Source organism: Micromonospora sp. URMC 107 (assembly GCF_051386315.1).
GTDB lineage: Bacteria > Actinomycetota > Actinomycetes > Mycobacteriales > Micromonosporaceae > Micromonospora.
This window is the reverse complement of record NZ_JBPQTK010000096.1, coordinates 1-23,714: the sequence shown is the minus strand read 5'-3', so window position 1 is coordinate 23,714 and position 23,714 is coordinate 1. Positions and strand designations below refer to the sequence as shown.

Sequence of the window (23,714 nt, the reverse complement as noted above, 5' to 3'; positions counted from 1 at the left end):
CAGGTCAGGTGGAGTTCGAGGGCGTCCAGGGCGGCGGGGACCGTGTCGGTCACGGTGAGCAGGCCCAGGCCGGCGGGGCCGCGCGGCGTGGGGCGGCGCGGCTGACCGATCCGCGCCAGGCCGAGATCGTGGCGCACACCGACGGGCCGATGCTGGTGCTCGGCGGCCCCGGCACGGGCAAGACCGGCACGCTGGTCGAGGCCGTCGCCGCGCGGGTGGCCGAGGGCGTCGATCCGGAGCGGATCCTGGTGCTCACCTTCGGCCGTCGGGGGGCCACCGCGCTGCGCCAGCGGATCGAGGCCCGGGTCGCCGAGGACGGGCACCGCGTGCTGCGCGAGCCGCTGGTGCGCACCCTTCCGGCGTACGCCTTCGGGCTGCTGCGTCGGGCCGCGGCCGAGCGCGGCGAGCCGTCTCCCCGGCTGCTCACCGGTCCGGAGCAGGATCTGATCATCCGTGAGCTGCTCGACGTGGTCGGCGAGGAACCCGACGACGACCCGGTCGGCTGGCCGGAGGACCTGCGCCCCGCGCTGCGCACCCGGGCCTTCGCCGCGCAGCTGCGCGACCTGCTGATGCGCGCCGCCGAGCGGGGAGTCGGCCCGGTCGAGCTGGCCCGGCTGGGCGAGAAGCTCGGCCGCGCCGACTGGCCTGCCGCCGCGCGCTTCCTGCGGGAGTACGTGGCCGTGCTCGCCCTGCGCGACGTCAGCAACCGCGGCTCCGTCGCGTACGACCCCGCCGAGCTGGTCCGGGCCGCCACCGGGATGCTGCTCGACGACCCCGAGTTGCTCGCGGCCGAGCGCCGGCGGCTGGCGTACGTCTACGTCGACGAGCTGGCCGACACCGACCCGGCCCAGCAGGACCTGCTCGCGACGGTGGCCGGGGGCGGCAAGCCCCTAGTGGCGTTCGCCGACCCGGATTCCTCCACCTACGCGTTCCGTGGCGCGGACCCGGCGGGGGTGGCGACGTTCCCGCACCGCTTCCGCACCGCCTCCGGGGCGCCCGCGGCGCAGGTGGTGCTCACCACCTCCTACCGGGCCGGTGCCCGGCTGCTGGCCGCGTCCGGCCGGCTGGCGCGGCGGCTGCGTGGCCCGGCGGCGCACCGCCGGCTGCACCCGCTGCCCGACGCACCGCCCGGCTCGGTCGAGGTACGCACCTTCCGCTCGGCCACCAGCGAGGCGGCCTGGCTGGCGCACGCGCTGCGCGAGGCGCACCTGCTCGGCGGCGTGCCCTGGTCGGAGATGGCCGTGCTGGTGCGCTCCACCGGGCGGCAGCTGCCGTCGCTGCAACGCGCCCTGCACGCCGCCGGGGTGCCCACCGTCGTGCACGGCGAGGACCTGCCGTTGCACCTGCAACCGGCGGTCGCACCGCTGCTGCTCCTGCTGCGCTGCGCGCTGGAGCCCGAGCGGCTCGACGAGGAGGCCGCCGTAGCCCTGCTGCACTCGCCGCTCGGCGGCGCCGATCCGCTGGCGGAGCGGCGGCTGCGGCAGGGACTGCGCGCCCTGGCGCTGGCCGGGGGCGACCGCCGGCCCTCCGGCGAGCTGATCGTGGAGGCGCTGCGCGACCCGGCGGAGCTGGCCGGGATCGAGCGGCACTGGGCGGAGCCGGCGCAGACGGTGGCCGGCCTGCTGGCCGTCGCCCGGGAGGCCGCCGCGCGGCCCGGCGCCACGGCGGAGGACGTGCTCTGGGCGGTCTGGCGGGCCAGCGGGCTCGCCGAGTTGTGGTCGGCGGCGACCGGCCGTGGTCAGACGGTGGCCGGCGAGGGCGACGTCGCGCGGCGCCGCCGCGCCGAGGCGGCCGACCGCGACCTCGACGCCGTGATGGTGCTCTTCGACGCGGCGGCCCGGTTCACCGACCGGCTGCCCGGCGCGCGCACGGAGGTCTTCCTCGACCACGTGCTCGGCCAGGACCTGCCGGCCGACACTCTCGCCCCGACCGCCGACCGGGGGGAGGCGGTGCGCCTGCTCACCGCCCACGCCGCCAAGGGGCTGGAGTGGGATCTGGTGGCGGTCGCCGGGGTGCAGGAGGGCGTCTGGCCCGACCTGCGGCTGCGGGGCAGCCTGCTCGGCTCGGAGCGCCTGGTCGACGTGCTCGCCGGTAGGACGGCCGGCGCGGGCGCGGTGGCCGCCCTGGTCGGGCAGACCTCGGCGCTGCTCGACGAGGAGCGCCGGCTGTTCCACGTCGCGGTCACCCGGGCCCGGCGGCGGCTGCTGGTCAGCGCGGTCGCCTCCGCCGCCGTGGGCGGCGACGACCACGAGGAGCAGCCGAGCCGCTTCCTCTACGAGCTGGGCCCGACCGACCCGCCCGCCCCGGGCGACGGCCCGCCGCCCTCCGCCGACGGCCCGGCGCTCCCGGACGGCGGCTCTCCGTCCCCGGGCGGCGGCTCTCCGTCCCCGGGCGGCGGCTCTCCGTCCCCGGACGGCGGCTCTCCGCTCCCGGACGGCGGCTCTCCGTCCCCGGACGGCGGCCGTGCGCTCCCAGGCGACGGCGGTCCCGCCGGAGCCGAGGAGGAACCGGACCGGCCGGGCGCGTTGCCGGTGAGCCGGCCGCCCCGGGCGCTGACCCTGCCGGCGCTGGTGGCGGAGCTGCGTACCGCCGTCAGTGACCCGGCCGCGCCCTACGCCCGGCGGCACGCGGCGGCTGCCGAGCTGGCCCGGCTCGCCGCCGCCGGGGTGGCCGGCGCGCACCCGGACGACTGGTGGGGGCTGCGGCAGCTCTCCGACGACCGCCCGCTGGTCGACGAGGGGGAGCCGGTCCGGGTCACCCCGTCGGCGATGGAGAGCGCGTTGCGGTGCAGCCTGCGCTGGCTGCTGGAGCGGCACGGCGGCAGCCCGCCGGCCAGCGCCGCCCAGGGGGTCGGCAACCTGGTGCACGCCGCCGCGATGCTCGCCGAGGACGCCAGCGCCGACCGGGGCGCCCTGCTGGACTACGTCGCCGCCCGGTTCGACGCGATCGAGCTGGCCGCCCGGTGGATGGTCGGGCCGGAGCACAGCCGCGCCGAGGCGATGGTGGACAAGCTGCTCCGCTGGTTGGCCGCGAACCCGCGTCGGCTGCTCGCCATCGAGCACGAGTTCGCGGTGCGCCTCGACGACCCGCACCGGCCGGTCGAGCTGGTCGGCCGGGTGGACCGGCTGGAGGTCGACGAGGACGGCCGGCTGGTCGTGATCGACCTGAAGACCGGCAAGTCCACCGCCGTCACGGCCCACGACCTCGCCGAGCACCCGCAGCTCGGCGCCTACCAGGCGGCGGTGGAGGCGGGAGCCTTCGCCGACTTCGGCGAGGAGTCCGGCGGGGCGGCCCTGGTGCAGCTCGGCACCGGCGCGAAGGACGCGCGGGAGCAGAGCCAACCGCCGGCCGGGGAGGGCCCGGAGGCCGGCTGGGCGACCGCGCTGGTCCGGCGCACCGCCGATACGATGGCCGCCGCCACCTTCGCCGCGGTCGCCAACTCGAAGTGCCGGGTCTGCCCGGTGCGGACGAGCTGCCCGGTGTCCGGGCAGGGCCGCCAGGTGGTCGAGCCGCCGACCGTGCAGCGCCCGGAGAAGACGTGACGCAGCCCGCCCTGTTCAGCACCGCGACCCCCGCGCCCCGGGTCGCCGACGCCGGTCCCCGGTACACCCCGGTGGAGCTGGCGAAGCTGCTGCGGCTGCCCGCGCCGACCCGGGAACAGGCGGCGATCATCGCCGCCCCCGTGGAGCCGCTGCTGGTGGTGGCGGGCGCCGGGTCGGGCAAGACCGAGACGATGGCCGCCCGGGTGGTCTGGCTCGTCGCCAACTCGTACGTGCGGCCGGAGCAGGTGCTCGGGCTGACCTTCACCCGCAAGGCCGCCGGGGAGCTGGCGCACCGGGTGCGTACCCGGCTCGACCAGTTGGTGCGGCGGCTCGGGCGGCGGGGGCGCGACCCGCTCGACGACCCGCTGGCCGGGGAGCCGACCGTCTCCACCTACCACTCGTACGCCGGTCGGATCGTCACCGAGCACGGGCTGCGGGCCGGCTACGAGCCGTCCACCCGCCTGCTCACCGAGGCGTCCCGCTGGCAGCTGGTCGACCTGCTGGTGCGCAACTACGACGGCGACATGTCCGAGGTGGACCGGATGCCGAGCACGGTCACCGACGCGGTGCTGGCGCTCGCCGGGGAGCTGGACGAGCACCTGGTCGACCCGGACGCGCTGGCCGCCTGGACGGGCCGCTTCTTCGCCGAGGTGCAGGCGCGCCCCGGCCGGGTCTACGCCGACGTGCGAAAGGCGCTGCAACTCCAGCAGACCCGGCTGAAGCTGCTTCCGTTGGTGCGCGCGTACGCCCGGCGCAAGGAGGACTTCGAGGCGATGGACTTCGCCGACCAGCTCGCCCGGGCGGCCCGGGTGGCCCGGGACCACCCCGGGGTCGGCGAGATCGAGCGCGACCGCTTCCGGGTGGTGCTGCTGGACGAGTACCAGGACACCAGCCACGCCCAGGTGGTGCTGCTCAACGCGCTCTTCGGCGGCGGGCACCCGGTGACCGCGGTCGGTGACCCGTGCCAGTCGATCTACGGCTGGCGCGGGGCGAGCGCCGGCACCCTGGACCGCTTCCCCACGGAGTTCGCCCGCGCCGACGGGGCGCCGGCCGAGGTGCTCGGCCTCACCACGAGCTGGCGCAACCGGCCCGAGATCCTCGGCGTCGCGAACGCCCTGGCCACCCCGCTGCGGGCCGCCGGCGCGCGGGTGCCGGAGCTGCGCGCGGCGATGAGCGTCCGGGAGCCGGTCCCGCACCGCAGCGCCCGCGGCGCCGCCGGCGGCACCGTCCACTGCGCCCTGCTGCGGACGTACGCCGACGAGGCCGACTGGATCGCCGACAGCGTGCTGCACGCCTGGCGCGGCGCGGCGGGGATGCCCGGCGTGCTGCCCGAGCACATCCCGGTGCCGCTGCGGCCCACCACCGCCGTGCTCGTACGGCTGCGCAGCCAGATCCCGGCGATCGAGTCGGCGTTGCGCGAGCGCGGCCTGCCGGTCGAGGTGGTCGGCCTGGGTGGCCTGCTGGACACCCCCGAGGTGCGCGACGTGGTGTGCACGCTGCGGGTGCTGGCCGACCCGACGGACGGGGCCGCGCTGCTGCGGCTGCTGACCGGCGCGCGCTGGCGGATCGGGCCCCGCGACCTGGTGGCCCTGCACCGCCGGGCGAAGGCCATCGCGGCGGCCCGGCGCAGGCTCGCCGACGACGGCACCCCGGAGATCAGCCCGGACCTGCTCGACGAGGCGACGCTGGTCGAGGCGCTGGCCGACCTGGGTCCGGCGCAGGCGTACTCGGCGGAGGGCTACGTGCGGCTGCGGGCGTACGCCCGGGAGCTGGGCCTGCTGCGCTACCGGCTGGACCAGTCCCTGCCGGAGCTGATCGCGGACATCGAGCGGACGATCGGCCTGGACGTGGAGGTGGCGGTGCGGGCGGGCCGGGACGGGGCCGGGGACGCCGGCCTGGCCCGGGGCCACCTGGACGCGCTCGGCGACGTCGCCGCCCGGTTCAGTGGCGAGACGCCGGGCGCCACCCTGTCGGGGTTCCTGGCCTACCTGGCCGCCGCCGAGGACGAGGAACGTGGCCTCACCCCGGGCGAGGTGGAGGTGGTCGAGGGCGCGGTGCAGATCCTCACCGCGCACGCCGCGAAGGGCCTGGAGTGGGACGTGGTGGCGGTGGCCGGGCTGAGCCGGGGCGTCTGGCCGGGGCCGGTGCGCAACTCCGACCACTGGCTCGGCGGGCTCGGCGTGCTGCCGTTCCCGCTGCGCGGCGACGCCGACGGGCTGCCCGAGCTGGGCCTCGCCGAGGCCGAGGACCAGCGGGGGGTGGCCCGGGCGCTGGAGGACTTCACCGACGCCTGGCGGGCGCACGACGAGCGGGAGGAGCGCCGGCTGGCGTACGTGGCGGTGACCCGGCCCCGGCGGCTGCTGCTCTGCTCCGGCTACTGGTGGGGGGAGGGCACCAAACGGCCGCGCGGCCCGTCGGTGCTGCTGCGGGAGGTGCACGACGCCTGCCTGGACGCCGGCGCGGGGCACCTGGTCGACGAGTGGGCGCCGGAGCCGCCCGGCGACGCGGTCAACCCGACGACCGAGGTGGTGCTGCGCGCCGAGTGGCCGGCCGACCCGCTGGGCGCCCGCCGGCCGGCGCTGGCGGAGGCGGCCGCCCTGGTCCGCCGCTTCCTCGCCGAGGGCGATGGTGCCTCCGGCGAAAGCCCGGATCAGCCGGTCGACGACCCGGACGTGGCGCGGTGGCGGCGGGAGGCCGACCTGCTGCTCGCCGAGCGGGCCGAGCTGACCCGGCAGTCCGGTGCGGTCGAGGTGGCGCTGCCGGGCCAGCTGTCGGTGACCCAGCTGGTGGCGCTGCGCCGGGACCCGGCGGCGCTGGCCCGCGCGCTGCGCCGCCCGGTGCCCACCGAGCCCAATCCGTACGCCCGCCGGGGCACCGCCTTCCACACCTGGCTGGAGCAGCGGTTCGGCGCCGACCGGCTGCTCGACCTGGACGAACTGCCGGGCGCGGCCGACGCGGACGCGGCGCCGGACGAGGCGCTGGCCGAGCTCCAGGAGCGCTTCCTGGCCAGCGAGTGGGCCGACCGGGTTCCGGTCGAGGTGGAGGTGCCCTTCGCCACAGTGATCGCACAGGTGGTGGTGCGGGGGCGGATGGACGCCGTCTTCGCCCGGCCCGGCGGGCGGTTCGACGTGGTCGACTGGAAGACCGGCCGGCAGCCCGCCGGCGCCGCCGCCGACGTGGCCGCCGTGCAGCTCGCGGTCTACCGACTGGCCTGGGCGGAGCTGGCCGGCGTGCCGGTGGAGCGGGTCGGCGCGGCGTTCCACTACGTGCGGGACGGGGTCACGGTCCGCCCGGCGGACCTGCTCGACGCGGACGGGCTGACCGCGCTGATCGCTTCCGTACCGGAAATTCCGGCAGACGGTGGCGCGGGGCCGAATCCGTGATAGGTTGGTCGCGTTGCAGTTATGGTTCCCAGAGACTCTGTGTGCGCCTGGAGGATTGTGGCCCAGGCGCTCTTTGTTGTGTCCGGAGTTCTCCGGGCGGGGCGACCAGAAGCGACAAGCGAGCCAGGCAGTTCCGCGTGGCGCGCTCCTCTTCGAGTCCGCAACAAGTGCGGGTTCGACGTTCCGTCAAGGAGACGAAACAAAAATGGCTATTGGCACCGTCAAGTGGTTCAACGCTGACAAGGGCTTCGGCTTCATCACCCCGGACGGCGGCGGCGCCGACGTCTTCGCCCACTTCTCGGCCATCCAGTCCTCCGGCTACCGGAGCCTGGACGAGAACCAGCGGGTCGAGTTCGAGGTGACCCAGGGCCAGAAGGGCCCGCAGGCGGAGAACATCCGCCCGCTCTGATCTTCGGATCTCCACGTAACACCCACCGCGCCCTCCGGGTGCGGTGACGGGACCGGTCCGCCGCCCCGTCGACCTGCGTGAGCAGGCGGCGAGTCGGCGGCGGGCCGGGCCCCGTACCCCTTTCGGTTCGTGCTTGTGAGTCACCCGCGGCCTGGTCCGCCGGTGACAGCGCCGCCTTCGGCGCCCTCCCTCGACACGTGCCGCGTCGAGGAAGGCTTCCGCATGACCACCGTCGTACCCTCTTTCGCCCTCACCGGGCTGGCCCCGGCGCTGCTCGCCGAGCTGACCGCCCAGGGCATCACCGAGCCGTTCCCGATCCAGTCGGCGACCCTGCCGGACTCGCTCGCGGGCCGCGACGTGCTCGGCCGGGGCCGCACCGGCTCCGGCAAGACGCTCGCCTTCGGGCTCCCCCTGCTGTCCCGCACCGCCGGGCGTCGGGCCCGCCCGGGCCGGCCGCTGGCCCTGGTGCTGGTGCCGACCCGCGAGCTGGCCCAGCAGGTCACCACCGCGCTCGACCCGTACGCCCGGGCCGTCGGGCTGCGCTGCGCCACCGTCGTCGGCGGGCTCTCGCTGCAACGCCAGGCGGACGCCCTGCGCGCGGGCGCCGAGCTGGTCGTGGCGACCCCCGGCCGGCTGCACGACCTGATCAACCGCGGGGACGCCCGGCTGGACCAGGTCGGCATCACCGTGCTCGACGAGGCCGACCAGATGGCCGACATGGGCTTCCTGCCGCAGGTCACCAAGCTGCTGGAGCAGGTCGCCCCGAACGGGCAGCGGATGCTCTTCTCGGCCACCCTCGACGGCGGCGTGGACCGCCTGGTGCGACGCTTCCTCAGCAACCCGGTCTCGCACTCGGTCGACCCGGGCACCGCCACGGTGACCGCGATGACCCACCACGTGCTGCACGTCGACGCGGTGGACAAGCCCACCGCGCTGACCTGGATCGCCGCCCGCGAGGGCCGCACCATCCTGTTCATGGGCACCAAGCACCGCGCCGACCGGCTCGCCCGACAGTTGCTGTCCAAGGGGGTACGCGCGGCCGCGCTGCACGGCGGGAAGTCGCAGCCGCAGCGCACCCGGATCCTGGAGCAGTTCCGCACCGGGCAGGTGACGGCGCTGGTCGCCACCGACGTCGCGGCCCGGGGCATCCACGTCGACGGGCTGGACATGGTGGTCAACGTGGATCCGCCCACCGAGGCGAAGGACTACCTGCACCGTGGTGGGCGTACCGCCCGGGCGGGGGAGTCCGGCGCGGTGGTCACCCTGGTCCTGCCGGAGCAGCGCCGGGACGTGTCCCGGCTGATGTCGACCGCCGGCATCCGTCCCGAGTCCGTCCAGGTGCGTCCCGGCGACGAGGCCCTGGCCCGGGTGACCGGCGCCCGGGAGCCGTCCGGCGTGCCGGTGACGATCGCGCCGCCCCCGCCGCAGGCCGCCCCCTCCGGATCAGCCGGCGGCCGGTCGGCCGGTCGCGCCGGTGACGGTGGCCGGGCTCCGCACCGCGCCTCGGGGCGCCCCCGCCGCTCCCGCCGTCCCCGCGCTCCGCACGCCTCCTGACCGACCCTTTCCGCTCCTCCCACCGGCTCCGGGCACCCGTGCCCGGAGCCGGTCGCTGAGTCCGGAATCAGCGGACGTTACGTCCGATCGGCGACTGTTTCCGCCGCCGTGGGTGGTGGAAGCTGAGGGTGGGGGAAAGATCCGGGCGGGACCGCCCGGCGTGGGAGGGGTGACCATGGTGGGCGACGCCGGCTCGGGCGCGGCGCGGGAACTGTTGCTGGTGCTCGCGGTGGCGCTGGCCGGGCTGTTGCTCGCCGTGGTCGTGGTGTTCGCGCCGTGGCACGTCACCCCGGACGGGGCCGCGCCGGCCGCCCCGGTCGAGCTTCGCAGCCCGACGGAGCGGCCGGCGTCCACCGCCGGCTGAGCACCGCCCGCCGGTGGCCGGGCGGTCAGCGGGCGCGGGTCTCCCCGGCGCCGGACGGCCGGTGTTGCACCCCCAGCAGGTCGGCGAGGGTGGTCCGGTCGACCACCAGGGCGATCGCACCGTGCACGGCCAGCCAGACGTCGCGCAGGCCGGTCGCCACGCCCGCGTAGCCGGCCCGCTCGGCCGGCAGCCCGCGGACGGTCGTCAGCGACCCGCCGATCGCGCGGAGCACGTCGCCGACGCTGATCTCGACCGCGGGGCGGGCCAGGGCGTACCCGCCCTCGGTGCCCCGGTGGCTCACCAGCAGGCCGGCCCGGCGCAGGTCGAGCAGGATGCCCTGGAGGAAGCTCAGCGGGATGCCCTGGCTGTCGGCCAGCGCCCCCGCCTTGACCAGCTCGCCGCCACCGCCGGGGGCCGCGGCGGCGACGACGAGCATGGCCCGGAGCGCGTAGTCACTGCGCGCGGAGACGTACACGTCACTGACCCGCCTGGTCCAGCACGCCCCACCGACGCCGGATCGCCTTGTCCGCCGCCCCGAACGCGGCGTCGACCACCAGGCCCAGCACCAGGATCACGATCATCGTGGAGATCAGCCACGGCGAGTCGGAGAGCTCCCGCGAGTAGGTCAGCTGCGCGCCCAGCGAGGTCTGGGAGATGCCGACCACGATCAGCTCGCCGGCCATCAGGCTGCGCCAGGAGAACGCCCAGCCCTGCTTGAGGCCGGCCACGATGGCCGGCAACGCGGCGGGCGCGATGACGTACCGGTACAGGTCCAGTCCCCGGGCGCCGAGGTTGCGGCCGGCGCGCAGCAGCAGCGGCGGCACGTAGTCCACGCCGGCGATCACGCCGTTGGCGATGGACGGCGCGGCGCCGAGCACCACCACGAAGAAGATGGCCTTCTCGCTCAGCTCGAACAGCAGGATCGCCAGCGGGAACCAGGCGATCGACGGCATGGTCTGCAACGCGGTGATCATCGAGCCGATCGCGGCCCGCAGGATCCGCGACCGGGCCACCGCGAGGCCGAGCAGCAGGCCGACGGCGACCGAGAAGAGGTAGCCGAGGGCGGCGCGGCGCAGGGTGGTGACCAGCCCCTCCCAGAGCTGGACGCCGCTGACCTGTCGGAGCAGCTCCTGCCCCACGGCCACCGGGCCGGGCAGCGAGTACTCGGGCTTCCAACCGGTCCAGACCACGACCTGCCAGGCGGCGAGCGCGAGGGCGAGGGCGGCCAGCTTCGGCCAGGTCGCCGCCCAGAGCCGGCTGGCCCGGGTGCGCCCGTTCTCCCGGCCGGCCAGCTCCAGGGCGTCCAGCCCGGAGATCTCCGCGTCGGCACGGCCGACGGCGGCGAGAGTGTCACCGGCCATGGCGGCCCACCTCCGTACGCAGGCGGCCGGTGACCTCGGCGGCGATCGCGGCGACCTCGGGGGAGTCGATGCGGCGCGGCCGGGGCACGTCGACCGGGGTGGACCAGATGATCCGGCCGGGCCGGCTGGAGAGCAGGATGATCCGGTCGGCGAGCCGGGCCGCCTCGCGGACGTTGTGCGTCACGAAGATCACGGTGAGCCGCCGCTCGGTCCAGATACGTTCCAGCTCGTCGTGCAGGATGTCCCGGGTCATCGCGTCCAGCGCGCCGAACGGCTCGTCCATCAGCAGCACCGGCGTGTCCAGGGCGAGGGTGCGGGCCAGCGCCACCCGCTGGCGCATGCCGCCGGAGAGCTCGTGCGGGCGCTTGCGGCCGAAGTCGGCCAGGTGCACCGTGCCCAGCAGCTCGGCGACCCGGTCCCGCCGCGCGGCCCGGGGCAGCCCGCGCAGCTTCAGCGGCACCTCGACGTTGCCCTCGACGGTCAGCCAGGGGAAGAGGGCGGGCTCCTGGAACATCAGTCCCGGCTCGACGCCCTCGTCGAGGTCGATGCGCCCGCCGCTGGGCCGGTCGAGGCCGGCGACCAGGTTGAGCAGGGTGCTCTTGCCGCAGCCGGAGGCCCCGACCAGGCAGACGAACTCGCCGGGCGCGACGTCGAGGGAGACCCCGTCCAGGGCGACGACGGCGTGGGGCCCGCGCCCGTACACCTTGCTGACGCCGTGCAGCGCGACCGAGCCGGTCGCGCTGCGTGGCGCCGTCGTGGTCGACGTCATGGCTGGCCGACCTCGGGCCTGCCCTGGCCCTTGAGCACCTCGTTGAGGTGGGTCAGGTCGTAGAGGCCGTCGAGGCTGACCGGCTGGGTCAGCCCGACCGCGACGGCGTGGTCGAGGCCGGTCTTCAGCGACGAGGCGATCGGGTCGTTGGTGAACTCCAGCGTCGGCCAGGCCTGCTTGATCAGCTTGAGGTCCAGCGGCTTCCCGCTGATCTTCCCGATGTGGTCGGAGATGGCCTGGTGCGCCTCGTCGGGCCTGCCGTTGACGAACTCGTTCGCGGCGACCTGACCCTCGACCAGCTTCTTCACCACGTCGGGGTGGGCCTTGAGGAACTTGGTGCTGACGATCAGGTTGGTGATCACGAACTTCCGGTCCGGCCAGAGGTCGCGCTCGTCGACGAGCACCTTGCCCCCGGCGTTGACCAGCCGGGACACGAAGGGCTCGGGCACCCAGGCGCCGTCGATGGCCCCGCTGTTGAACGTCTCCACCGTCTGGGCGTTCTCCTGTGGAATGATCTTGACGTCGCCGCCGCCCTCCTTGGTGGTCGTGAGGCCCTTCTCCTTGAGCCAGTGGCGGATGGCCACGTCCTGGGTGTTGCCCAGCTGCGGGGTGGCGATCTTCCGCCCCCGGAGCTGCTCCACCGAGGTGATCTCGGGCTTCACGACGAGCGCGACGCCGCCGGAGGCCGCGCCCGAGATGACCCGGACGGCCTCGCCCTTCGACTTCGAGAAGGCGTTCACGGTCGGGTTCGGGCCGATGTACGTGGCGTCGAGCGCGCCGGAGAAGATCGCCTCGATGGCGGCCGGGCCGGCGTTGAAGGTCTTCGTCTCCAGCTTGACGTCGCCGCCGAGCTTCTCGGCGAAGATGCCCTTCTCCACGCCGACCACGGCCGGCGCGTGGGTGATGTTGGGGAAGTAGCCGAGCCGCAGCGTGGTCGGGCCGGAGCCGCCGCCCGCGCTCTCGCTGTCGTCGCCGCAGGCGGCGGCGGTGCCCAGGGTCGCCGCGCCGATGACGGCGAGGGTGGCCAGGGAGACCCACCGACGCAGGGGGAGCCGTCTCATCGTCCATCCAATCCGCAGTATTCCTACTTAGTTGGTAGGAAGGGTGGGTCAGGCGGTGAACTGCCGTCAAGGGCCAACCACATGCCGGGATTCTCGTCCCATGGAAAGCGGCAATCTCTACTGGTTGGATGGGCTTTGCGGCGGGTGGCCCGTCCGCCGCCCCCGGCGGGCCGGGAAGGTGGGCGCGACGCCCAGGGCGCCGGTCGGGCCGGCTGGTGAGAGGTCGCCGGTGGCGGGGGTGCCGACGCGCTAGGGTCGACCCCGTGGCGGCGCGGAGATCGAGAATTCCAGCGACGAAGTACCCGGTCGAGCGGTTCACCCTCGACAACGGCCTGCGGGTGGTCCTGACGCCCGACCGCAGCGCCCCGGTGATCGGGGTGGCGGTCGTCTACGACGTCGGCATCCGTTCTGAGCCCGAGGGGCGCACCGGCTTCGCCCACCTCTTCGAGCACCTCATGTTCCAGGGCTCGGAGAACCTGGAGAAGCTGGCGCACTTCCGGCACGTGCAGGGGGCGGGCGGCACCTTCAACGGCTCCACCCACCTGGACTACACCGACTACTTCGAGACCCTGCCGAGCAACGCCCTGGAGCGGGCGCTGTTCCTGGAGGCCGACCGGATGCGCGGCCCCCGGCTGACCGAGGAGAACCTGCGCAACCAGGTCGACGTGGTCAAGGAGGAGATCCGGGTCAACGTGCTCAACCGCCCGTACGGCGGCTTCCCCTGGCTGACCCTGCCGCCGGTGATGTTCGACACCTTCCCGAACGCGCACGACGGCTACGGCTCCTTCGTCGACCTGGAGTCGGCCACCGTCGACGACGCCGCCGACTTCTTCCGTCGCTACTACGCGAGCGGCAACGCGGTGCTGGCGGTCAGCGGCGACATCGACGTCGCCGAGGCGACCACGCTGATCGAGCGGCACTTCGGCGACGTGCCGGCGCGGCCCGCCCCGGCGCGGCCCGACTTCACCGAGCCCGACCTGACCGAGGAGCGGCGCGCCTCGTACACCGACAAGCTGGCCCCGCTGCCGGCGGTGGCCGGTGCCTGGCGGGTGCCCGACCCGATCACCGACTTCGCCGCCTACCTGCCGTACGTCGTGCTGGCCGAGGTGCTCACCGACGGCGACGCGTCCCGGCTGGTCGAGCGGCTGGTCCAGCGGGACCGGGCGGTGACCAGCCTCGGCGGCTACGTCGGCTTCATGGGCGACCCGTTCGACGTGCGGGACCCGACGGCGCTGCTGCTCCAGGCGCACCTGCCGCCCGGCGGGGACGTCGACAAGGTGCTGCGCACCATCGACGAGGAGCTGGACCGGCTGGCCACCGAGGGCGTGGCCGAAGGGGAACTGGCCCGCACCCAGGCCCGGATGGCGACCCACCTGCTGCGCGACACCGACGCGGTGCTCGGCCGGGCGTTGCAGATGGCCGTGCTGGAGCAGCAGCGCGGCGAGCCGGGGCTGCTCAACGACCTGCCCCGGCTCGTCGGCGAGGTCACCGACGAACAGGTCCGCGCCGCCGCGGCCACCCTGCGGCCCGAGCGCCGCGCGTCCATCGAGGTCATCCCCGGAGGTGGCCGGTGAGCGCGAGGAGTGAGCCGGGGTTGCGAGCCCCGCAGTCGCGAACGAAGGCGAGTCAGGTGAGCGCGAGGAGTGAGCCGGGGTTGCGAGCCCCGCAGTCGCGAACGAAGGCGAGTCAGGTGAGCGCGAGGGCCGAGCCGGGTCTGCGAGCCCCGCAGTCGCGAACGGAGGAGAGCCAGTGACGGCAACCGCACAGGCCGCGCCCCGGGCGCTGCCACCGCTCGGCCCGAACCGCAGGCTCAAGCTGCCGAAGCAGGCCGAGCGCACGCTGGGCAACGGGCTGACCGTGATCGCCGTACGCCGGCCGGCGGTGCCGCTGGTGGAGGTGCGGCTGTGGATGCCGTTCGGCCGCACCCACCTGGCCCGGGGCGCCATGCTCGCGCAGACCCTGCTCTCCGGCACGAAGACCATGTCCAGCGTGCAGATCGCGGCCGAGTTGCAGAAGGTCGGCGGCGGGCTCTCCGCCGGGATCGACCCGGACCGGCTGATGCTCTCCGGCGCCGGGCTGGTCACCGGGCTGGACCGGATGCTGGAGATCCTCGCCGAGGTGCTGACCGACGCGAGCTACCCGAACGACGACGTCGCCACCGAGCGGGACCGGCTGGTCGACCGGATCCACGTGGCGCGGAGCCAGCCGGCGCACCTGGCCCGCACCGCCCTGCTTCGGCGGGTCTACGGCACGCACCCGTACGCGGTGCAGACCCCCGAACCGGAGGCGGTCCGGGCGGTCCGGCCGGGAGCGCTGCGGACCCTGCACGCCCAACGGGTGCACCCCGCCGACGCCGTGCTGGTGCTGGTCGGTGACGTGCAGCCGGAGCGGGCGCTGGACGCCGCCGAGAAGGCGCTGTCGGGGTGGAACGGCGCCGGGCACACCGCCGACCTGCCGCCCGCCCCGCCGCTGGAGCCCGGGCCGCTGCTGCTGGTCGACCGGCCGGGATCGGTGCAGTCCTCGCTGCGGATGGCGCTGCCGGCGGTGCCCCGCACCCATCCCGACCACGCCGCGCTGCAACTGGCCAACCTGATCTTCGGCGGCTACTTCTCCTCCCGCTGGGTGGAGAACATCCGCGAGGACAAGGGCTACACGTACGGGCCGCACTCGCTCGTCGAGCACTCGGTGGCCGGGTCGGTGCTGGTCGCCGCCGCCGAGGTGGCCACCGAGGTCACCGGGCCGGCGCTGCTGGAGACGACGTACGAACTCGGCCGGCTGGCCAGCCTTCCGCCCCGCGAGGACGAGCTGGAGCAGGCCCGCCAGTACGCCCTCGGCACCCTCCAGCTCGGGATGTCCACCCAGGCCGGGCTCGCCTCGCTGACCAGCGCGTACGCCGGCAGCGGGCTGCGCCTGGAGTTCCTCGCCGAGCACGCCGCCCGGCTGGCGAAGGCGACCGTGGGCGACGTGGCCGAGGCGGCGGCCCGCTACCTCGCCCCGGCGCGGGCGGTCACCGTGGTGCTGGGCGACGCCGAACGGATCGGACCGCAGGTGGCCGCGCTGGCCCCGGTCACTACCGAGCCGGCGCGGCCGTGAGCGGGGAGGTCGCGCCGCCGCTGGCCCGTTCCACCCTCGACCGGGCGGCCCACCGGCGCACCGACCCCGACTGGCTGGCGCAGGCGTGGAGCCAGGCCCGGGTGCTGGTGCTCGACTCCGCCGACGGCGGCCGGGCGCTGGTGCGTACCGACACGTCGCCGCCGACGCTCGTGCTGCTCGACCCGGCCGGGCTGCCCGAGCCGACGGCGCCGATGTTCCTCGGCGTCGAGCCGGACGGGGTGCCGGTCTTCGCCGTGGACGCCCCGCTGCCGGCGGTGCCCGGCGCCCGGGCGGCGCACCTGCGCGAGGTGGGACACCTGCTCGGCGACCGCGACGCCGGGCTGTTCACCACCGCGCTGGCGCTGCTCAACTGGCACCTGCGGCACCGCTACTCGTCGACCACCGGGCACCCGACCGAGGTGGACGAGGCCGGCTGGTCCCGGGTGGACCCGGCCGGGGAGCGGGTCTGGCCGCGTACCGATCCCGCGATGATCGTGCTGGTGCACGACGGCGTCGCGGGCCCGGACGGGCGGTGCCTGCTCGGCAACAACGCGACCTGGCCGCACACCGCCGGCGAGCGCCGGTTCTCCTGCCTCGCCGGCTACGTCGAGCCGGGGGAGTCGGCCGAGGCCGCGGTGCTGCGCGAGGTCCGCGAGGAGGTCGGCGTCCCCGTCGAGGACATCGCGTACGTGGGCAGCCAGGCCTGGCCGTTCCCCGGCTCGCTGATGCTCGGCTTCCTCGCCACCGCCGACCCGGAGCATCCGGTGCACGTGGACCCGACCGAGATCGCGTACGCCCGGTGGTTCTCCCGCAGGGAGATCGGCGCGGCCCTGGCGGGACGGCCGGTGGAGGTCGGCGGCGCCCGGCTGGTGCTGCCGCCGCCGTCGTCGATCGCGCTCTTCCTGATCCACCGCTGGCTCGACGGGCACTGCTGAGCCGGCGGCGGGCCCGGTGTGGCCCGCGCAACCGCGCCGCCGGTCCGGAGTCGTGCGGTCCCGGCCCGTGGCCGCCGTTGCCGCGGCGGTCACGGACCGGGAACACGGGCCGCCGTGGTCGGCTGGGGCAAGGAGCGCGGCGGGGGAGCCGGTCCGACCACGACGGACGTCTGGGTGCGGGTCAGCTGCCGCGGTCGTCGGGTGCGGCCCGTCGTCCGCGGCCCGGTTGGTCGAGCGGGAGCACCTTGACCCGTTGCTTCCCGGAGCGGACCGCGCCGACCGTGGCGAGGGCCCGGGCCAGCAGCAGCGCGGCGTCGCGCTCCTCGGCGTGCACGATCTGGCGGCGTGGCTCGGGCGCGGTGGTCTCGTCCCGCAGGAGGCCACCGCACGCCCAGGCGGCGGCGATGTCCACGTCGGCGGCGGCGCGGATGTCGGTGCGAACGATCAGGAACCGCATGCGGGTCTCCGGATGAATCGCGACGGTGGGGAACGGGTGGAAGTTCCACGTCACTCTGCCGTCATGTTACGCCGCGCGGTCGTCTCATCAAGTGAAACGCGACGATTGGTCCGGAGCCTCGTCCGATCAGCGGATGCCTGGTCGGCGGGGTGGCGCGGCGCAGACGCGACGGGGCCGCCGGCAAGCCTGCCGGCGGCCCCGCGATGGTGGGTGGATCAGTTCAGATCGAACTGTCCGTCCTTGGCGCCGGCGATGAAGCCCAGCCAGCCCGCCCGGTTGAACAGCAGCACCGGACCGCCCTGGTCCTTGCTGTCCCGCAGGGCCACCGCGGCCGGCCCTGTCCTCAGTGGGGCGACCTCGACGCAGTTCGAGGTCTGGCTGCGCGTGCTCTTGCGCCACGGGGCGTCTGCGAGCTGGGCGAGTACGGACGGCGTGTTGCGGATCTCGTTCATCGTGCCACTCCTGAGGTGAACTGCTCCGATGGAACGAGTGGCGCCGCACGACCCGACGGTGGGGCCCCCGTGATCACCGCTCCGTCAGGCGCCCGGAATGCCGGCGGCGTTGGGTCGGCGCCGTTGCCGGCCCGTACGCCACCGTGGACGCGGTCGCCGTGCCGGGCAGCCGCCCCGTCGCCTCGATGAGCCAGGAGAGGGTGTCCGATTCGGAGAGCGCCGCCGTGCATAGCCACTCGAACACCACTTTATAGCGATTTAGGGTGTTTGCCTCGGTCGACATGACGTCGGTGAACCCCCCTTCGATCGCCAGCGTCTCCGGATCGAGCGGATCGGCGAACCGGTAGACCGAGAACGCGGTCGGCGGGAGGTACCAGTCGCCGATCTGGGTGTCGCGCGGCAGCACGTGCAGCGTGACGTTCGGCAGCATCGCCAGTTCGCAGAGCTGCACGAGCTGCGCGCGCAACACCTCCGGCGGCGCCGTCCGGCCGCCGAGCGCCGCCTCCTCCAGCACCGCCGTGTAGCGGGGCGCGTCGGTCGCGCGGGTGAGCAGCGACTGGCGGGCCAGCCGGGCCCGCACCTCGGTGTCGATGTCCTCACCGGCCTCAGGATCGCCGGCCTCCTCGTCGACCCGGCGGGCCGAGGCGATCCGTACCGACGCGTAGTCGGGCGTCTGGAGCAGGCCCGGCACCAGGACCGGGTTGTATTCCGAGATCTCCGCGCAGCCCGCCTCCAGCTCGGCGAAGCTGCGCTGCTGCTGGGTCATCACCGGGTAGTTCCGCAGCCAGCCGCGGATGTCGCCGGCCTCCTGGGTGATGCCGAGGAGCTCCCCGCGTAGCGCCCCGTCGACGCCGTAGAGGTCCAGCAGCACGCGGACGTCCTCCGGGTCCGGGCGGCTGCGGCCGTTCTCCAGCCGGGACAACTTGGACGCGGACGCCCAGCCGATCCGCTCGATGACCTGGTCTCCCGTGAGACCCGCGGCCTCGCGCAGCCGGCGCAGCTCGGTGCCCAACCTGCGGCGGCGCAGGATCGGGCTGGGTGAGGCAGGAGGCACGACGTCCTCTTTTCCCGTGGACCGCCGCAGACGCGACGGTAACTGTATGAAATTCGCCCCCCACGGTCAGTATGGACGGCGCGCCTCCCGCCGGAGGTCCCGGTGGGGGCGTGTCTCGAAGAAAAGAGGACCGTGGGAGGCAGCGGCGTCCGGTACGACGCCGCCGGCCCGACCGCGCCACCCCGACCGCGCCACGCCGCGCACACCCCCGCCGGAGGGACCCCATGCGCACCGTCCTGCGCCGCCCGGATTTCCGTCTGCTCTTCGGCGGCCTGCTCGCCAGCATGGCCGCCGAGTCGATCCTGCTGCTGGCCCTCGCCATCTGGGTGAAGGACCTCACCGGGTCGGACGGGCTGGCCGGCGCCACCATCTTCGCGGTCATCGCCCCGATGACCCTGGCCCCGCTGGTCGGGTGGATCGTCGACCGCTACCCCCGGCGCCCGTTCTTCGTGGCGGCGAACCTGGTGACGGCCGTGCTGCTCACCCCGCTGCTCGTGGTGCGGGACCGGGCCGACGTGTGGATCATCTACGTGGTGGCGGCCCTGTACGGGCTGTCGTACATCACGCTCAGCGCGGTGCTCAGTGGCCTGATCCGCCAACTCGTGCCGGTGGAACTGCTGGCCGAGGCGAACGGGGTGCTCCAGACCGTGCGCCAGGGGTTGCGGCTGATCGGCCCGCTGGCCGGCGCCGGGCTCTACGCTGCGGTCGGCGGCTGGATGCTGGCCGTGATCGGGATGGTCGGCTTCCTCTCGGCGGCCGTCGTGGTGGGCCTGATCCGGACGACGGAGACGCCGCCCACCGGGCCCGCGCTGCGCTGGCCGGCCGAGGTGGGCGCCGGCCTGCGGCACCTGGTCGGGGAGCCGGCGCTGCGCCGGGCGCTGCTCGGCTACGGGCTGGGGTCGCTGGCGATGGGCTTCAGCGAGTCACTGATCTTCGCGTACGTCGACCAGGGGCTCCGCCGGGACGCCGCGTTCGTCGGCGTGCTGGTCACCGTGCAGGGCGTCGGCGGGCTGGTCGGCGGGCTGCTCTCCCCGGCCGTGGTGCGCCGCGCCGGCGAGGTGGGCACGCTCGCCGCCGGGGTGGCGTTCTTCGGGCCGGCCTCGCTGGCGTTGGTGTACCCGAACCTCTGGCTCGGCTTCGTCGCGGTGCTGCTGGCCGGGGTGTCGCTGCCGCTGACCATGGTCGGGCTGCACACGCTGATCCAGCGGCGCACCCCGCCGGGGCTGCTCGGCCGGGTCGCCGCGGCCTCGGAGGCCATGGTCAGCGGGCCGCAGGCGCTCTCGATCGGGGCGGGGGCGCTGCTCGTCGGGGTGCTGGACTACCGCGTCCTGTTCGCCCTGATCGGGGTGGCCACCCTGTTCGCCGGCGGCTACCTCTGGCACGGCCGCGCGCTCAGCCCGCCGCCGTCCGCCCGGATCCCCGCCCCCCGCCGGCCCGCCGACGGGCCCGCCCTCGCCGATCGGGCCGGGGCGGCGGGCCACGAGGTGGTCGGCACGACACCCCCGAGCCCGGGGCGATGAGCTGCCGGACCCCGTCGTCGCCGGGACCGCCCCTGGATACGCGACGAGCGGCCGGCCCGGGAGGGCGGCCGCTCGTCGGCGGTGCGGTGTGCCGGGTCAGGCGTCGATCGTGGCCAGGTGCTGCTTGACCTGGGTGATCGAGGGGTTGGTCAGGGCGCTGCCGTCGGCGAAACGCAGCGTCGGGACGGTCTGGTTGCCGCCGTTGACGCGCATCACGAACTCCGCGGCCTTCGGGTTCTGCTCGATGTCGACCACCTCGTAGCCGATGCCCTCCCGGTCGAGCTGCGACTTCAGCCGGTGGCAGTAGCCGCACCAGGTGGTGGAATACATCGTCAGCATGGTCAGATCCTCCAACGGTCCGCGTGGCGGCTTGCCGATCAAGCCAGGCTAACCGCTGTAACGTCCGGCGGAGCTGAGACAATCCCTCGCTGTGGTGGTTCACTCAGCATCCGAACGCGTGCTCGCCGGGCTCGACCCGGAGCAGCGGTCGGCGGTGACCGCCCCCGCCGGCCCGGTCTGCATCCTGGCCGGCGCCGGCACCGGCAAGACCCGCGCGGTAACCTCCCGGATCGCCCACCGGGCGCTCTCCGGAGAGATCTCCGCCCGGCACGTGCTCGCGGTGACCTTCACGGCCCGCGCCGCCGCCGAGATGCGGGCCCGGCTCACCGCGCTCGGGGTGGGCGGCGTCCAGGCCCGCACCTTCCACGCGGCGGCGCTGCGCCAGGTGCGCTACTTCGCGCCCCGGCTGCTGGCGGGGCGGGCCATGCCCGAGCTGCTGGACAGCAAGGTCCGGCTGGTCACCCTCGCCGCGGCCAAGGCCGGCCTGCGCACCGACCGGGCGGCCGCCCGGGACCTCGCCGGCGAGATCGAGTGGGCCAAGTCGTCGCTGGTGGAGCCGGGGGAGTACGTCGTCGCGGCGGCCAAGGCGATGCGGGACACCCCGCACGAGCCGGCGCGGGTCGCCGAGGTCTTCGCGGCGTACGAGCGGATCAAGCGGTCCAACGGGGTGATCGACTTCGAGGACATGCTGCGCGCCGCGGTCTGGGGCATCGAGGAGCACCGGGACGTCGCCGAGCAGGTCCGTGCCCAGTACCGGCACTTCGTCGTCGACGAGTACCAGGACGTCAACCCCCTCCAGCAGCGGCTGCTCCAGGCGTGGCTGGGCGGGCGGGACGACCTGACCGTGGTCGGCGACGCCAGCCAGACGATCTACTCGTTCACCGGGGCCACCTCGTCCTACCTGGTCGACTTCCCGCGCCGGTACCGGGGGGCGACGGTGGTGCGGCTGGTCCGCGACTACCGGTCCACCCCGCAGGTCGTCGGGCTGGCCAACGCGGTGATCTCGCAGGCGCGGGGCGCCGAGGCGCGGCTGCGCCTGGAGCTGGTCGGCCAGCGCCCGCCCGGCCCCGAACCGGAGCTGCGGATCTTCACCGACGAGCCGGCCGAGGCCAACGCGGTGGCGGCCCGCTGCCGCGCCCTGGTCGACGCCGGCACCCCGGCGAAGGAGATCGCAGTGCTGTTCCGGACCAACGCGCAGTCCGAGGCGTACGAGAAGGCGCTGACCGAGGCGCAGGTGCCGTACGTGGTGCAGGGGGCGGAGCGGTTCTTCGAGCGGGTCGAGGTCCGCCAGGCGATGGTCGCCCTGCGGGCCGCCACCCGGTCGATCCCGGGGGAGACCCCGCTGCCCGCCGCCGTGGTGGAGGCGCTCACCGCGGTCGGCTGGGCCCCCGGCGCCGCCCCCGCCGGCGGCGCCGCCCGCGAGCGGTGGGAGGCGCTCGCCGCGCTGGTGCAACTCGCCGAGGAGTACGCGGCCACCCCGCAGGTGCTGCCGATCGGGCCCGCCGCCTCGGTCGAGCGCCCGGTCACGCTGGCCGACTTCAACGACGAGTTGGCCCGCCGGGCCGCCGCCCAGCACGTGCCGACCGTCGACGGGGTGACCCTGGCCTCTCTGCACTCCGCCAAGGGACTGGAGTGGGACGCGGTCTTCCTGGTCGGCCTCTCCGAGGGCACGCTGCCCACCACGTACGCCAAGACCGTCGAGCAGGTCGAGGAGGAGCGCCGGCTGCTCTACGTCGGCGTCACCCGGGCGAGGGAGTGGCTCTGGCTGTCGTACGCCTCGGCCCGTTCCCCGGGCGGGCGGGCCCGGCGGCCCTCGCGGTTCCTGCCGCAGCTCGACCGCTCGGGCGGGGCGGAGCGGGCCGGTGCCGGTCCGGCGGCACGCCGGCCGGAGCGCCGCCGGACCCAGATCGTCTCCTGCCGGATCTGCGGCGCCACCCTGCTCGCCGGGCCCGACCGCAAGCTCGGCCGCTGCCCCACCTGCCCGTCTGACATCGACGAGGAGCTGCACGAACGGCTGCGCGACTGGCGCCAGCGGGTGGCCGGCGGGCAGCGGGTACCGGCCTATGTGGTCTTCACCGACGCCACCCTGGTCGCGCTCGCGGAGCGGCGCCCCGGGCGGGCGGAGGAGTTGATCGCCATCGCCGGCATCGGGCCCCGCAAGCTCGGCCTCTACGGGGAGGCGGTGCTGGCGCTGGTGGCGGGCGCGGCGGTCGACGAAGTCTGCTCAGAGAAAACTTTCGAAATCTCGCCGTAAATTCGTTTGCCCTCGCCCCGTGGCGAGGAATAGCCTCATGACACACCTCGCGAGCGGCGCCATTCGGGCTGCTCACGAGGGGTAGAGACCGTATCGGCACGAGAGAACGTCAGAGGAGGTGGCACCAATGGAGAGCGTCTACATCTGCGAGCGTCCGGCGGCGCTGCCCGCTGCCGTCGCTCCGCTGTCGGCTGTCCGGGTGGCCCTCGCCGCTGCGCGACCGTCGGTTTCCCAGGTGCACCGGGTCGAGGCTCAGGCCGAGCTGATCCTCGCCACCGCGCCGAACGGAATCCAGGGCACCAGTGGCTTCACGGGCAAGGGCGTCGATGCTGTCAAGCGTCACATGGACGTCCGCGGAGTTCCACCTCGAGGTAGACCGGTCTGATCCTCAGACCACCGGCTCACCTCGAGGCCGCGGAACCCGCTACCGGGATCCGCGGCCTCAGTTTTTTTGCCCGCCAAGTACGTCGGAAATGCGATCCACGAGATCGAAGTGAGAGAGAGGTGACCGGGCGATGAGTCTGGCGTTGGCCCCGCTCGACGTGAGCGTCGAGGTGGAGGCGAACCTGCCCTGCCGGAAGTTCGACCCCGACCTGTGGTTCTCCGACTCGCCCGCCGAGCTCGAGCTGGCCAAGTCGCTCTGCGGGGACTGCCCGCTGCGCGTCGAGTGCCTGGCCGGGGCGGTGGAGCGGGCCGAGCCCTGGGGCGTCTGGGGCGGCGAGATCTTCGAGCGTGGCGCGGTCGTCCCGCGCAAGCGGCCCCGTGGCCGTCCGCGCAAGGAGGACCTCGCCCGCGACGCGGCGCTCCGGGTCGAGGCCGAGGCACGACTGGCGGCCAGTGGGCTGTCCGAGTCGCGCACCACGGTCCGGCTGGCGGCCTGACATGCACCCGATCCAACCCACCCACGCCGGTGTCACGCCGGCGACGAGAGAGCTGACCACCATGCTGAACGTCCTTGACGGAGTCGCCGAGATGCAACTACTTCACGAAGCGTTGTCCCGGGCTCGAATGCGCCGGCCTCAGGCCGGTCGTACCACCACGAGCACTGAGGCAACCCTTTCCGCCCGTACCGTCGCCATGAACAGCCGCAACCGCGCGGCGCGCGACCTGGGCGCTCTCTAGAACCCACCCGATGCCGAGGGGGGGGGGGGGGGGGGGGGGGGGGCG

The 23,714-nt window shown here is 74.7% G+C and carries 20 protein-coding genes; 12 read left to right on the top strand and 8 right to left on the bottom strand.

Annotated elements, in window-relative coordinates:
• The first annotated feature begins 8 nt into the window (after positions 1-8).
• The 5 genes from ACSNN9_RS20530 (at position 9) to ACSNN9_RS20510 (ending at position 9,252) form a co-directional block, all read left to right on the top strand.
• Positions 9-3,542 (top strand): ATP-dependent helicase, encoded by a 3,534-nt coding sequence (locus tag ACSNN9_RS20530; RefSeq protein ID WP_436674942.1) that lies wholly within the window; start codon positions 9-11, stop codon positions 3,540-3,542.
• A complete protein-coding gene (locus ACSNN9_RS20525) occupies positions 3,539-6,925 on the top strand; it encodes an ATP-dependent helicase (RefSeq protein WP_436674940.1) in 3,387 nt (1,128 codons plus the stop codon). Before ACSNN9_RS20530 ends, ACSNN9_RS20525 begins: the two co-directional genes overlap by 4 nt.
• A gap of 205 nt (positions 6,926-7,130) precedes the next feature.
• The gene (gene cspE, locus ACSNN9_RS20520; protein ID WP_007464836.1) at positions 7,131-7,334 is read left to right on the top strand and encodes a transcription antiterminator/RNA stability regulator CspE; all 204 of its coding nucleotides are present in this window, start codon (positions 7,131-7,133) and stop codon (positions 7,332-7,334) included.
• Positions 7,335-7,556: 222 nt separating this feature from the next.
• Entirely contained in the window at positions 7,557-8,888 is a 1,332-nt protein-coding gene (locus tag ACSNN9_RS20515; protein ID WP_436674939.1) for a DEAD/DEAH box helicase, read from the top strand.
• A 175-nt stretch (positions 8,889-9,063) separates the two neighbouring features.
• On the top strand, positions 9,064-9,252 hold the full coding sequence (locus ACSNN9_RS20510; protein ID WP_436674941.1) for a hypothetical protein: 189 nt from the start codon (positions 9,064-9,066) through the stop codon (positions 9,250-9,252).
• A 25-nt stretch (positions 9,253-9,277) separates the two neighbouring features.
• Here the strand turns inward: ACSNN9_RS20510 and ACSNN9_RS20505 are convergent, their stop codons facing one another.
• The 4 genes from ACSNN9_RS20505 to ACSNN9_RS20490 are packed head-to-tail and all read right to left on the bottom strand — an operon-like array spanning position 9,278 to position 12,443.
• Complete coding sequence (locus tag ACSNN9_RS20505) at positions 9,278-9,727, bottom strand: RrF2 family transcriptional regulator (RefSeq protein WP_436674938.1); 450 nt, start codon at positions 9,725-9,727, stop codon at positions 9,278-9,280.
• Between the two features lies 1 nt (position 9,728).
• Positions 9,729-10,613: an ABC transporter permease gene (locus ACSNN9_RS20500; protein ID WP_436674937.1), complete on the bottom strand. Its 885-nt coding sequence runs from the start codon at positions 10,611-10,613 to the stop codon at positions 9,729-9,731.
• Positions 10,603-11,382 carry an ABC transporter ATP-binding protein gene (locus ACSNN9_RS20495; RefSeq protein WP_436674936.1) on the bottom strand — a complete coding sequence of 260 codons (780 nt, stop codon included), beginning with the start codon at positions 11,380-11,382 and terminating at the stop codon, positions 10,603-10,605. Before ACSNN9_RS20495 ends, ACSNN9_RS20500 begins: the two co-directional genes overlap by 11 nt.
• Positions 11,379-12,443: an ABC transporter substrate-binding protein gene (locus tag ACSNN9_RS20490; protein WP_436674935.1), complete on the bottom strand. Its 1,065-nt coding sequence runs from the start codon at positions 12,441-12,443 to the stop codon at positions 11,379-11,381. The genes ACSNN9_RS20495 and ACSNN9_RS20490 overlap by 4 nt, the downstream gene beginning before the upstream one ends.
• Positions 12,444-12,706: 263 nt before the next feature.
• Here ACSNN9_RS20490 and ACSNN9_RS20485 point away from each other — a divergent pair, with 263 nt between their 5' ends.
• From ACSNN9_RS20485 to nudC, 3 genes are all read left to right on the top strand, one after another.
• A complete protein-coding gene (locus ACSNN9_RS20485) occupies positions 12,707-14,017 on the top strand; it encodes a M16 family metallopeptidase (protein WP_436674934.1) in 1,311 nt (436 codons plus the stop codon).
• Positions 14,018-14,192: 175 nt separating this feature from the next.
• A complete protein-coding gene (locus tag ACSNN9_RS20480; RefSeq protein WP_436674933.1) occupies positions 14,193-15,536 on the top strand; it encodes a M16 family metallopeptidase in 1,344 nt (447 codons plus the stop codon).
• Complete coding sequence (nudC, locus tag ACSNN9_RS20475) at positions 15,533-16,471, top strand: NAD(+) diphosphatase (RefSeq protein ID WP_436674932.1); 939 nt, start codon at positions 15,533-15,535, stop codon at positions 16,469-16,471. The genes ACSNN9_RS20480 and nudC overlap by 4 nt, the downstream gene beginning before the upstream one ends.
• A gap of 181 nt (positions 16,472-16,652) precedes the next feature.
• On the opposite strand, the gene ACSNN9_RS20470 is transcribed toward nudC, so the two are convergent.
• The 3 genes from ACSNN9_RS20470 to ACSNN9_RS20460 all read right to left on the bottom strand — a co-directional run bounded on the left by ACSNN9_RS20470 (position 16,653) and on the right by ACSNN9_RS20460 (position 18,434).
• On the bottom strand, positions 16,653-16,928 hold the full coding sequence (locus tag ACSNN9_RS20470) for a hypothetical protein (protein WP_357870649.1): 276 nt from the start codon (positions 16,926-16,928) through the stop codon (positions 16,653-16,655).
• Positions 16,929-17,143: 215 nt separating this feature from the next.
• Positions 17,144-17,380: a DUF397 domain-containing protein gene (locus ACSNN9_RS20465; RefSeq protein ID WP_357870625.1), complete on the bottom strand. Its 237-nt coding sequence runs from the start codon at positions 17,378-17,380 to the stop codon at positions 17,144-17,146.
• 73 nt (positions 17,381-17,453) lie between these two features.
• The gene (locus ACSNN9_RS20460; protein ID WP_436674931.1) at positions 17,454-18,434 is read right to left on the bottom strand and encodes a helix-turn-helix domain-containing protein; all 981 of its coding nucleotides are present in this window, start codon (positions 18,432-18,434) and stop codon (positions 17,454-17,456) included.
• Between the two features lie 71 nt (positions 18,435-18,505).
• Here ACSNN9_RS20460 and ACSNN9_RS20455 point away from each other — a divergent pair, with 71 nt between their 5' ends.
• Complete coding sequence (locus tag ACSNN9_RS20455) at positions 18,506-19,954, top strand: MFS transporter (RefSeq protein WP_436674930.1); 1,449 nt, start codon at positions 18,506-18,508, stop codon at positions 19,952-19,954.
• 96 nt (positions 19,955-20,050) lie between these two features.
• Here ACSNN9_RS20455 and ACSNN9_RS20450 read toward each other — a convergent pair whose 3' ends face one another.
• A complete protein-coding gene (locus tag ACSNN9_RS20450) occupies positions 20,051-20,293 on the bottom strand; it encodes a mycoredoxin (RefSeq protein WP_436674929.1) in 243 nt (80 codons plus the stop codon).
• A gap of 91 nt (positions 20,294-20,384) precedes the next feature.
• On the opposite strand from ACSNN9_RS20450, the gene ACSNN9_RS20445 reads away from it, so the two are divergent.
• From ACSNN9_RS20445 to ACSNN9_RS20435, 3 genes are all read left to right on the top strand, one after another.
• A complete protein-coding gene (locus tag ACSNN9_RS20445) occupies positions 20,385-22,547 on the top strand; it encodes an ATP-dependent DNA helicase UvrD2 (RefSeq protein WP_436674928.1) in 2,163 nt (720 codons plus the stop codon).
• 127 nt (positions 22,548-22,674) lie between these two features.
• A complete protein-coding gene (locus ACSNN9_RS20440) occupies positions 22,675-22,932 on the top strand; it encodes a hypothetical protein (RefSeq protein WP_436674927.1) in 258 nt (85 codons plus the stop codon).
• A gap of 130 nt (positions 22,933-23,062) precedes the next feature.
• Positions 23,063-23,428 carry a WhiB family transcriptional regulator gene (locus tag ACSNN9_RS20435; protein ID WP_088998544.1) on the top strand — a complete coding sequence of 122 codons (366 nt, stop codon included), beginning with the start codon at positions 23,063-23,065 and terminating at the stop codon, positions 23,426-23,428.
• Positions 23,429-23,714: the final 286 nt, after the last annotated feature.